This is a genomic window from Corynebacterium choanae, from assembly GCF_003813965.1.
Classification (GTDB): Bacteria; Actinomycetota; Actinomycetes; order Mycobacteriales; family Mycobacteriaceae; genus Corynebacterium; species Corynebacterium choanae.
On the sequence record NZ_CP033896.1, the window covers coordinates 913,658 to 925,031 of the forward strand.

6 protein-coding genes and 1 tRNA gene are annotated in these 11,374 nt (G+C 58.8%); 2 read left to right on the forward strand and 5 right to left on the reverse strand.

Annotation, left to right across the window (positions count from 1 at the left end; genetic code table 11):
* Nucleotides 1-441 precede the first annotated feature (441 nt).
* The 3 genes from CCHOA_RS03355 to CCHOA_RS03365 all read right to left on the reverse strand — a co-directional run bounded on the left by CCHOA_RS03355 (nucleotide 442) and on the right by CCHOA_RS03365 (nucleotide 3,883).
* Nucleotides 442-1,419 (reverse strand): ribose-phosphate diphosphokinase, encoded by a 978-nt coding sequence (locus CCHOA_RS03355; protein WP_123926858.1) that lies wholly within the window; start codon nucleotides 1,417-1,419, stop codon nucleotides 442-444.
* 245 nt (nucleotides 1,420-1,664) lie between these two features.
* Complete coding sequence (gene glmU / locus CCHOA_RS03360) at nucleotides 1,665-3,158, reverse strand: bifunctional UDP-N-acetylglucosamine diphosphorylase/glucosamine-1-phosphate N-acetyltransferase GlmU (protein ID WP_123926861.1); 1,494 nt, start codon at nucleotides 3,156-3,158, stop codon at nucleotides 1,665-1,667.
* Between the two features lie 653 nt (nucleotides 3,159-3,811).
* A tRNA-Gln gene (locus CCHOA_RS03365) sits at nucleotides 3,812-3,883 on the reverse strand.
* 420 nt (nucleotides 3,884-4,303) lie between these two features.
* Between CCHOA_RS03365 and mfd the strand changes: the two genes are divergently transcribed.
* Nucleotides 4,304-8,200: a transcription-repair coupling factor gene (gene mfd, locus CCHOA_RS03370; RefSeq protein WP_164472371.1), complete on the forward strand. Its 3,897-nt coding sequence runs from the start codon at nucleotides 4,304-4,306 to the stop codon at nucleotides 8,198-8,200.
* Between the two features lie 162 nt (nucleotides 8,201-8,362).
* Here the strand turns inward: mfd and CCHOA_RS03375 are convergent, their stop codons facing one another.
* Nucleotides 8,363-9,478 (reverse strand): trypsin-like serine protease, encoded by a 1,116-nt coding sequence (locus CCHOA_RS03375; RefSeq protein ID WP_123926864.1) that lies wholly within the window; start codon nucleotides 9,476-9,478, stop codon nucleotides 8,363-8,365.
* A gap of 313 nt (nucleotides 9,479-9,791) precedes the next feature.
* On the opposite strand from CCHOA_RS03375, the gene CCHOA_RS03380 reads away from it, so the two are divergent.
* Entirely contained in the window at nucleotides 9,792-10,589 is a 798-nt protein-coding gene (locus tag CCHOA_RS03380) for a MazG nucleotide pyrophosphohydrolase domain-containing protein (protein ID WP_123926867.1), read from the forward strand.
* A gap of 302 nt (nucleotides 10,590-10,891) precedes the next feature.
* Here CCHOA_RS03380 and CCHOA_RS03385 read toward each other — a convergent pair whose 3' ends face one another.
* Nucleotides 10,892-11,293: a hypothetical protein gene (locus CCHOA_RS03385; protein WP_123926870.1), complete on the reverse strand. Its 402-nt coding sequence runs from the start codon at nucleotides 11,291-11,293 to the stop codon at nucleotides 10,892-10,894.
* Nucleotides 11,294-11,374 lie beyond the last annotated feature (81 nt).

Below are 11,374 nucleotides of genomic sequence, written 5' to 3' on the forward strand. Positions count from 1 at the left end.
GCCTCGGTTATCTGCGGGAGTGGAATAGCGACAGCCCGGTTGGCAACGTTGGGTGTGCCGCCGCTGCAGGCAAGAGTAGATCGATTCTCATCGACCCGGATCATTATCTGCAATCATGCAGACATTGATCCGGGTCGATGGTTTTTTCTTGTGGTGGTGTGTGCAATGACTTGTTGGCAGACTGCCTGCGGAGTTGTTGCAGTAAAGAGTTGCAGCGGTCGGTCGAGTCACGGCGTGCTGTTGTGGCGCGGACCTGGTTGTGTGGTGGAAAGAACTGGTCGGTACACCAAGCTGTAGCGCAACGGTGTGCAACGCAACGATCCATGGCAGGGAAAAGGCTTAGCGCTAGGGGCTATCCCGGCCATGGATCGGTGTGTATTGCGGCGAACAATCTTTGCTGTCAGTTCATGTGTTTTCCAACAGCTGGTGCAACCCGGTCTGCTAGGCGGAACCTTCAAACAGGGTGGTTACAGAACCGTTTTCGAAAATTTCGTGAATTGTCTTCGCCAGCAGCGGGGCAATCGACAGCACTGTGAGATTGTCCCAGCCTTCCTTCGACTGCGGCAGCGTGTCGGTGGTGATTACTTCTTTCGCACCACATTGGGAGAGTCGTTCCCGGGCAGGTCCGGAGAACACCCCGTGGGTGGTGGCAATAATGACGTCGACCGCACCAGCTTTGCGCAGCACACCGACTGCACCAGCAATGGTGCCACCGGTGTCGATCATGTCGTCCAGCAGCACACAGGTGCGTCCCGCAACATCACCAACTACCCGGTTCGAGGTCACCTGATTGGCAACATCGACACTGCGTGTCTTATGCACGAACGCCATGGGGGCGCCACCGAGGGCGTTTGCCCATTTTTCGGCGACCTTCACGCGGCCGGCATCCGGGGAGACCACACACACGTTATCAAGGCTGTAGTTGGCCTTAATGTGCTCCACCAGAATCGGCATGGCATGCATGTGGTCGACCGGGCCGTCGAAGAAGCCTTGAATCTGGTCGGTGTGCAAATCCACGGAAACAATCCGGTCCGCACCAGCAGTTTTTAGCAGATCAGCGACCAGTCGGGCAGAGATCGGCTCACGGCCGCGGTGCTTCTTATCCTGCCGAGCATAGGGATAGAACGGCAAAATAGCGGTGATTCGTTTCGCGGAACCACGCTTGAGCGCATCAATCATGATGAGCTGTTCCATGAGCCATTTGTTCAGCGGCTGCGGATGTGATTGCAGCACGAAGGCATCCGATCCACGCACCGACTCTTCGAAGCGAACAAAAATTTCACCGTTGGCGAAGTCACGGGCTGTCGTTGGGGTGATTTCGACGCCAAGCTCTTGTGCCACGGCCTCGGCGAGCTCCGGGTGGGCGCGACCGGTAAAGAGCATCAAATTCTTCTGATTCTCAATCCAATGAGCAGTCATGTTCTGCTGGGATCCTAACTGTGTGGGGCAACAATAATGTATGGGGTGTGTGTCGCGCTGCACCTGCTTCTCTACAGTCGACCACCGGCCGATAGGTTGATGCTGTTGCAGCGCTGACATGCGGGAAAAGGAACCTATTGCGCGGCGTTGCAGCAGAGCCGAGAACGCATCTGCGGGTGGGGATTGGGGTGCCCCACCGATGATGCTGGTTTTTCACCTCGTTGCAGCCGCGGCGGAACAGGGGATTATTCAGTTGCGGGAGGGGGTGTGCCGGTCGCATCACAGGCGGCGGCAGCTTCCGCGGCAGGAGTGCCGGGACGATTATTCTTCACCCAATCTTCGATGATGCGCTGTTTACCGGCGGAGACCACCAGTGCCCCCGGTGGGACATCATGTTTGATGACCGTGCCGGCACCGGAATAGGCACCGTCACCGACCGTCACAGGTGCGATAAACATCGTGTCCGAACCGGTGCGGACATGGGACCCGATGGTGGTGTGATGCTTATTGACACCGTCATAGTTGACGAACACCGACGATGCACCAATGTTGGAATGCTCCCCGATGGTGGCATCCCCGACATAGGTGAGATGGGGAACTTTGGTGCCTTGGCCAATCGTGGCGTTTTTCGTTTCCACGAATCCGCCGAGTTTGCCGTCGGCGGCAAGCTTGGTGCCGGGACGGAGATAGGTGTAGGGGCCGACCTGGGCGCGGGCACCAATCGTGGAGTCGGTTGCCGTGGTGCGAATCACTGCCGCGTCGTTATCGACGGTGACATTGGTCAGGGTGGTATCCGGGCCGATGACACATCCAGTGGCAATCGTGGTGTTGCCGCGAAGCTGACAGTTCGGGGCGATAACGACGTCTTGCTCGATGTGCACATCAACGTCGATAAACACACTGTCGGGATCGACCATGGTCACACCTGCTCGCATGTGGTGTTCGCGGAGTCGACGGTTGAATTCTTTGTTCATTGCGGCCAGCTGTACCCGGTCGTTGACCCCGGAGACTATGGCGGCGTCGTCGATGCGATGGGCGCGAACAAGTTTGTTGAGGTCGCGGGCGATGCCAACGACGTCTGTTAAATAGAATTCGCCTTGCGCATTGTTGGTGTCGAGTTGGTTGACTGCGGCGCCGAGGAGTTCAGCGTCGAAGGCATAGACGCCGGAGTTGATTTCGTTGATGGATTTGATTGCAGTGTCTGCATCTTTTTCTTCAACGATTTTGGTGACTTCGCCGTCGTGGGTGCGCACGATGCGTCCATAGCCGGTGGGATTGTCGACGGTGGTAGTCAAAATAGTGACTGCTGCTTGTGGTCGGGTGGTGTGTTCAGCGACCAGTGAAGTGAGCGTGGCGGCGTCGATCAGTGGCACATCGGAGGTGGTGACGATAATGGTGCCGCGGAAGTCGCGGAGTGCTGGTGCGGCGAGTGCGGTTGCTACCGCGTCACCGGTGCCGTTTTGTTCTTTTTGTACGACGGTTTGAATGCCGGCCACCCCGTAGTCGTCGACGAGGCGTTGGTTGACACTGTCGATTGTTGCTTGCACCTGTTGCCGGCAGTGGCCGGTGACCACCACAACATGATCGGGGTGGGTGCCGCAGGCGGCGTGTAGCGCATGCTCAAGCATGGTTCGGCCGGCTACTTCGTGCAGCATTTTTGGTGTTTGTGAGCGCATGCGGGTTCCAGCCCCGGCCGCCAAGATGACGACGGCAAGGTTGGACTGCGAGGGATTCGTCATAAGTGTTTTCGCGTCTTTGTGTGTGACAACAAGCGGACGGTTACGCCCTTTCATGGTGAGGTTGGGTTTTCATGTCGCCGGCCGGGATGTGATGATCGCGGTCGTCGGTGGTAATACCAACTCGTATGGAAGGGTGAACTGTCAATTAAACTACCGCACTCGCGGGTGTCATGGTGTGCACTGGGCACACAACATGGGGGTGACCCATGATGGGGAAGCGGTTTGTTCAGGTGTGGTGTTTGGTGGTGGGTTTCTTGCGGGGAGGCGCACGCTGGTGCGGCGACCGAAGGTTGTTGCAGGCAGGTTGGTGGCTGTGGGTGGGGCTGGCAGAAGGTGGGTGTGCAGGAGACGATGGTGTGATGGTGGTTTCGGTTGCTGGTGGGGTGCGGGGTGTGGTTGTACCCAGCGGTGGGGGTTGCTGCCACCAGATGGGGGTAGCGCGGGGGTTTGGCTGGGCTCGTTTCGGGCTTGCCAGGTTGGGTGCATCCCACTGGGGTGGTCAGTAGGGTGGGGCGGCCGGCCGGGTGAGGTTTTGTGCTGCTGGTTGGGAAGGGGGGGTAACTGTTGATTCCAGCGGAGCAAAGAAATATAACTACAGCCCAAGGCTGCGGTGTGGCGCTGCCTTGGGCTGTAGTTGCTTGTATAGTGTGTTGCTTCCCCGCCAGGACTCGAACCTAGAAAGCTGGTACCAAAAACCAGAGTGTTGCCAATTACACCACGGGGAATTGTTCGCAGTTCACGACATTTGTGGTGCCGTGTGTTGCGTAACGATCGATAATCATAGCCGACGATTCGCAGGGTGCAAAACACTTCCTGTTGCGGTTGGAGATTGCCTTTCGGTGGGGTGGGGCTAGGAGGCGGTTAACGGTGCGTATTGCAGGGGTGTGGTTGCCGCAGGTGGGTGAGTGGTTGATGGGTGTTGGTGCCGATGGTTTTCGGGGGTTGCTGGCTGTGTGTGCACGGTGGGCGCTAGGGTGGGGGGTTGTGCATTGATGGTGGTGCATGAAATGTTGCCCCTGTGATCGCAGGCTGCGGACGCCGGCATTGTTGGTGGATCGATGCCGCGGTTGGGATGGGGTTTTTCGCGTGTTGTTTTCTCCGCCGCAGGCGGGGTAATTGTGTGGTTGGGGAGTTGAAGATCAGTGATGGCGCAACAGGTGCAGCAACCAGGTTCGGCGACGGCTGTAAAAGGACCGTTGGCGGGGGTGGCGAGCATGTTGGCGCGCACCCCGGCGATGACAGCAGTGTTGTCGCAGGTGGCGGCGGGGGATGCGCATGTCGCCTGTGTGGAGTCGGCGCGCCCCTGGCTGGTGGCGGGGCTGGCGACGGCAGGGCCGGTGTTGGCGGTGGTGCCAACCGGTCGGCAGGCGGAGGATTTCTGTGCTGAACTGCAGGCGATCATTGGTGATTCGGTAGCGGTGTTCCCTGCCTGGGAAACCTTGCCCCATGAGCGGATGAGTCCGTCGAAGGAAATTGTGGCGCAGCGGGCAAAAGTGTTGCACCATTTGGCGGACTTGTCGGTGGTGGTTGCCCCGGCGCGGGCATTCTGCCAGCCGCTGTTAGCAACAGTGGAAGGCCGGGAACCAGTGACGATCACCGTGGGTGAGGAGCCAGGGTTGGAGCCGCTGGTTGCAGCATTGGTGTTGCGTGGCTATCGGCGTGCCGACCAGGTCACCGAACGCGGTGATGTCGCGGTTCGGGGTGGCCTTGTGGATGTGTGGTCGCCGGTCGATGAATCCCCGGTGCGGGTGGAGCTGTTTGGTGACGAAATCGAATCCATTACCCCGTTTAGCCCAGCTGATCAACGCACGTTTACCGACGGGGAAGCGATCACCACCGTGGAGTGTTATCCCTGCCGGGAGCTGCCGGTTACCGAATCGGTGCAGCAGGCGGCAGCCGCGTTGCAGGAAACGTTTACCGGCAATCCGGCTCTGCTGGAATTGACGAGTAAACTTGCCGCCGGCCAGCCGGCTGATGGTATGGAGGCGTTACTGCCGGTGCTCACCGATGCGCCGCTGGTGACGCTGCCGGCGCTTTTGCCGGAAGGATCAATTATTGCCACCATCGATCCGGCGCGGATTGTCACCCGGGTCAATGATTTAGCGGCAACCGATGAAGAGTTTCTCGCTGCCGGCTGGGAGGCGGCCGCGATGGGGGCGACCGGTCCGCTGGCAGCCGACGGTCTCGATGTGGCGGCATCTTCGTATGTGTCGGCGGCAGCGCTGGTGGCCGCCGCGAAACAACACCAGTGCCGGCTCGTCGCAGTGAATCCGGTGGGGATGAGCGCCCAAGCCTTCGTCAGCGGTGTCGATCAACTCACCTTGCCGGCGGTGGCTGCCCCCACCCGGCAACAGCCCACCGATATCGGCAACGCAGCGCTACAAGCGGTCAGTAAACAGCTTGCCGGCGGTGGCATGGCCGCCCTGATCACCCCCAACCGGGCAGTTGCGAACCGGCTGCGCAGCCACCTGTTAGACCACGGGGTGGCCGCGAAACGAGTAAGTAACCGGGCGGCGCCAAAACCTGGGGAAGTCGCCATCTATACAGCGCTGACCCACCACGGTCTGGTGTGGCCGCTTTCCGCCACAGCTACGGTCACCAGCCTTGAGGCGGCCGACACTGAACACCTCGTCACCGGCTTGCAACCCACGCACACACCCCAGGCGACCGCCGATCCTGACCTATTCGAAGCTGAGGCACCCCAACCCGGTGACCAGCCAAGGCAACAACCTGCGGCAACAACAGCAGACTCTGCCGCCGATACCGCTGCGCAACCAGGCTCCGCTACCGCCAACAGTGTGCTGCTGCTTACCGAAACTGATCTCACCGGCAACCGGGTTGGTGACATTGCGGGACGCCGCCGACGGCGGGCGAAAAAACGCAACAAAGTCGACCCGTTGGCGCTCCAGCCCGGCGACTATGTGGTGCACGATGCCCACGGCATCGGTCGTTTCATCGAACTCACCGAACGAACCATCACCACCGGTGAACAAACCTCCCGGCGCGAATATGTTGTTCTTGAATACGCCTCCAGTCGACGAGGCGCCCCACCAGACAAGCTTTTCGTCCCCATGGATCAGCTCGACATGCTTTCCCGCTATGTCGGCGGCGAAACTCCACACCTGTCGAAAATGGGTGGTGCCGACTGGAAAAACACGAAGAAAAAAGCTCGTGCCGCGGTGCGAGAAATCGCCCACGAACTCATCGAACTCTACGCTAAACGACAAGCCGCCCCCGGCCATGCCTTCGCCCCCGACAGCCCATGGCAGCGGGAACTCGAAGACAACTTCCCCTACCTGGAAACCGAAGACCAGCTCACCGCCATCGAAGACGTGAAACACGACATGGAGCAGCCCACCCCCATGGATCGGGTTATCGTCGGCGACGTTGGCTACGGCAAAACCGAAGTGGCGGTGCGGGCTGCGTTTAAATGCGTGCAAGACGGTCGCCAAGTCGCCGTCCTGGTGCCCACCACGCTGCTCGCCCAGCAACATGGCGCCACATTTACCAGCCGCATGGCCGGATTCCCAGTCAATATTGCTGTGCTATCCCGGTTTACCTCCACAGCAGAAGCCAAACGCATCAAACAAGGACTCCACGATGGCAGCATTGACATTGTGGTCGGCACCCATCGACTCCTGCAGACCGGTATCTCGTGGAAAAACCTAGGATTGGTCATCGTCGACGAGGAACAACGCTTCGGTGTTGAGCACAAAGAACACATCAAAGCATTGCGCAGCCATGTTGATGTGCTTACCATGTCCGCCACCCCAATCCCTCGTACCCTCGAGATGTCTATGGCGGGAATCCGTGAAATGTCCACTATTCTCACCCCGCCACAAGACCGCTACCCGGTGCTCACCTATGTTGGGGCGCAAGAAGACAAACACGTTGCCGCGGCGATTCGTCGCGAACTACTGCGCGACGGACAAGTGTTCTATATTCACAACAAAGTGAAATCCATCGACGCCCAAGCGGCGAAACTTCGCCAACTGGTTCCGGAAGCACGTATCGTCGTCGCCCACGGCCAAATGGGGGAAGACGTGTTAGAAAACACGGTGCAAGGATTCTTCGACCGGGAATATGACGTGTTGGTGTGCACCACCATTGTTGAGACCGGCCTCGATATTGCCAACGCCAACACCCTCATCGTGGAAAACGCCCACCACATGGGGTTATCTCAGCTTCACCAGTTGCGTGGTCGGGTCGGCCGCGGACGGGAACGGGCATACGCCTACTTCCTCTACCCGAAAGGTCAAGTCCTCTCCGAAGCGTCCTATGATCGGCTTGCGACCATCGCTCAACATTCCGATTTGGGGGCAGGTATGGCTGTGGCGATGAAAGACCTAGAGATGCGCGGTGCCGGCAATGTGCTTGGCGCGGAACAATCCGGACATATCGCCGGGGTCGGATTCGACCTGTATATCCGCCTAGTTGGTGAAGCCGTCGAAGCGTTGAAAGCCGTTGTCGCCGGCAAACCGGTTGATGCGACCGTACAGGGGCCGAAAGAAATCCGGGTAGATCTTCCCGTTGACGCCCATATTCCGGAATCCTATATCGGTGCCGAACGGCTCCGCCTGGAAATCTATCGGGCATTGGCGGAATCCCACGACGATACTGCTATTACTGCAGTCATCGAAGAGATGGTTGACCGATTCGGTGCTTATCCGGACGAAGTTGACCGGATGCTTGCCCTTGCCCGGCTTCGGAACCATGTGCGACGTGCCGGCGTGGCCGATGTCCTTGTGCAAGGCAGCCGGGTGAAAATGCATCCAGTGCAGCTTGCCGACTCGAAACAGGTGCGCCTTGCCCGGCTGTATCCGGGGGCAACATATCGTGCCGCCGCGCAGGCGATCAATATTCCACTGCCGAAAACGGGTCGCAATGTGCTCGATCCGATGATGCGGGATGTTGCCCTAGTCCAGTGGGTAGCAGATGTAGTTTCTCAATTGTTTGATCTGCCAGCCATTAATGTTTCCGGCGGGGCGACACCACCACCAGCGCCACCAGCTGGCAAATCCCGGGAGATTAGCGTCGGCTAAGCCACCAGCAACGCCCCCAATAACCACAATTAGCACAAACCAGTTTGTTAACACCCCAAAGAAAAGACCCCGCTGCCACAATACCGTTGTGGCAGCGGGGCCTATGCATGAGGAATGTACGTCGATCCGGCGTCGGCGATATTGCCGAGCGGGATCGGCAGGCTATTGGCTAAACCGCAGATTCTTCCAGTCTTTCAACACCCCGGTGAGGGTTTGCACCTGCAGCTGCCGCACACCAGTCGCATCTCTTTGCCCAGTCGATAAAATGCCCACTGGATAAATATGGTTGTTATCTACCGCAAATACCGGTCCGCCCGAGTCGCCGGGGGCAGCATCAGCGTTAAACAGCACCATGCCGGCACGATTGAATCCCACAAACTTCCCACAGGCCAGCCCGCTGGCACGACCAAGGTGACACAACCAGGTTTCCCCGGCTACGAGCATATCCGGGTTGAGTGGACGATCAATTTGGGTGAGGCCGTGCAGAACCGGGCCGCGGGTGGGAACAGTTGGCAGCACATTATCGACCGGTTGGCCTTCTTGATTGGTGGCCGACAAAAAATCGTCACTTAATTGGATCAGGGCATAGTCGACCACACTATTGGTGTAGCGCTGTGTTTCCTGCACCCCGATGCGGCGGGTGAGCACCCCGGCACCACGTTCCAGTGCATAAATATTGGGGGTGGTGGGGTGATCGTTGTTGCCGGCCGGCCCTAGTCCGCAGTGACCGGCAGTTAATGCATACAGCAATTCTTGCCCGGTGCTGCCGGTGGCGTGCAGCAGCCAACCCGCGGAACAGGCACGAGTTTCCGTGGAGGTGTTGATAATGCCGACACCTGGCCCTAGCTGGGGTGCGGACTGCAACCATCGCCAGTCGGTGAAATTTTCATAGTGGCCAAGCTTGTCGCGTTCCGCGAGAAACTCCGGTGCAGCACCGAGCGGCTGATCATAGGTGGGGATCCGTACCGGAATACTGGCGCCTGCATCCGATGGGGTCGATGGGGCATAGGTGCCACTTTGTGACGATCCAGCGGAAAAACTGTCAAAAATCCCTGCCCCGGCAGTGGGGGCGGCGGCGGTGGTGAGCAGTGTGGCGGTGCACACAGCGGCCATGACCGCCCGTCGCTGCTGACGGATACGTTGCAGATAGGAAACCATGATGCTCCGATCGGGGAGAAGGGCGAACCACACTACCGGTGACAGGCCGCCACTACCAGCAGCATTGCCTGTGACACCGTCACCGGTGAGCAGACAGAACAACGCCCACAGATTCGACAACGGTGCAGTCCGTATTCATCCAGCATTGTACTTGCCCAACGCCCTGATACCCCCGGCATGTGACTGGAAGCATGCACCCGCGCGGCATGTCTGGCGTGTGGTGATCAGCACAGGGCTGCCTGACGAGGCGTGATCTACCTGGGGTCGCGGCGCTAACTGCTCAATATTCCATGCATCGGTTGCAGGCTGACCTCATATAGTCCTAGCGCAGGAGGCACCAGCATGCGCACCCGCAACCTTGCGACCATCAGCGGCGACTGGTGTACAACTCACCTGGTTTGCCCGCATCCTTGCGATACACTCACACAATATTATGCCGATGTTGTTTACCATTGCCGAAGATGAAACCACCCTGCCTATCGCATGCCTGGAAGCCTGCCTGGGGCGTTCGGTGATCCTTGACCAGCGGCTCAGTCGGCTAGCGCCGCTTGTTACCCCGTTGGCTGACAACCTGGTAATCAGCCCCTCAGCAGCACTCACCCCACTAGCGGCTGCCCCAGCCACCGAATCTGCAGTCGCAGCAGACACGGTCATCATTTGTGGAGAGTCAACCGGGACCCGTGCTTCTACTGCTAACAACACCCCTCAGCAGGCGGTAGCCGCGAGCCCCTCCAGCAGCAGGGGATCCACATTTCAGCAACAAGTAAGCCACCATATGGTTTGTGATTATCGGGACGCCGCCACTGCGGGGGAAGATCCCAGCTGTGAGGTGGGAGATCCACAGCATTGGTGTTGTCCAGCAGCGCAAGCAGTCGCCGTCATGGCTCGTGCCCACACCATCGGCGGCTGGGAACAACAACAAACCCACCGCAGTCTCATCCCTTATCTGCAGGAAGAAACCGGTGAGCTGATCGCCGCCATCACGCAACTTGTCGAACAGGATCCAGCAACGGAACAAGACCTCGCCGGGGAACTCGCAGATCTGCTCCTGCAGGTGCTGTTTCACGCCGAAATCACGCGGCGACGCGGTGAGGCAAACTTCTTCACGCTGTGCGAACTCTTTATTGAAAAACTCCGCACACGGGCGCCGTATCTATTTGATGGCACCAGCCACCGTGTTGATCCGGACATTCAGGACGCAATCTGGCAGGAGGCGAAGCAGCGCCGCTGACATTGTGCACCCGCTACAACTGGGCAACAGAAAAGCTGGACAATGCGATTTGAAACACCTTCATATACTGCTGGAGCAAGCGGTGTGCCAGGAAGGAGATCTGTATCCGCAAGTGGCTCTAATTTACGAGGCGGTGCAGGAGCCCCGGCGGTGAAACGTTGCCGATGCTAGCCGGGGCGATGAACACAACACCCCACCGCGTCGAAAGATAGCGCGGCTTAGGAAAGTAATAGCCCTGGGGCGCTTCAGTAACGGGTGGGGTGAGCAACCTGTGCTCACAGGTATCAAAGCAGAAGCGCCTACTAGGATGAGAACGCCAGCTGCAGTGGGCGGATGTATTCCTCTAATCCCGATGAACCAAACAGTGGGGCAGGTTCTTTCTTCACGAGACCACAAGCTTTCAGTTCGTCAATTGCTTCATTGCTGAGCCGGTCGGTGAGGACAGCCCCGGTGAACTTGTCACCGAGTAAGGACTGTACTGAGTTCAGTGCAGAATTCGCGATCATCTTCCGGAATGCTGATTCGGTGACCAGCGGTGCACCTGTGTTATCGCGGAGCGGGCTACCGTAGGCCGCTTGGGTAACAACCTCAATTGCTTGGCAGCGTTCCGGCGACGGTGCGGTTGGAGTTTCGGCAGCCTGCGCCGGTGCAGCAAGCGTGAAAGCGAGCGTGGCGGCAAGCCCAAGGGAGGCAAGATGCTTCATGGGAGATGATCAACTTTCTGGAGAACAATATGCGGGGGTCGGGAACGGGTCATACTCCCGCCCATAAACGTTATAGTGTAG

Excerpts from the sequence above, each read along its gene's own strand:
- CCHOA_RS03385 (WP_123926870.1), bottom strand. The coding sequence starts at position 11,293 with ATGAAGCATCTTGCCTCCCTTGGGCTTGCCGCCACGCTCGCTTTCACG.
- mfd (WP_164472371.1), top strand. The coding sequence starts at position 4,304 with ATGGCGCAACAGGTGCAGCAACCAGGTTCGGCGACGGCTGTAAAAGGA.
- CCHOA_RS03355 (WP_123926858.1), bottom strand. The coding sequence starts at position 1,419 with ATGACTGCTCATTGGATTGAGAATCAGAAGAATTTGATGCTCTTTACC.
- CCHOA_RS03380 (WP_123926867.1), top strand. The coding sequence starts at position 9,792 with ATGCCGATGTTGTTTACCATTGCCGAAGATGAAACCACCCTGCCTATC.
- glmU (WP_123926861.1), bottom strand. The coding sequence starts at position 3,158 with ATGACGAATCCCTCGCAGTCCAACCTTGCCGTCGTCATCTTGGCGGCC.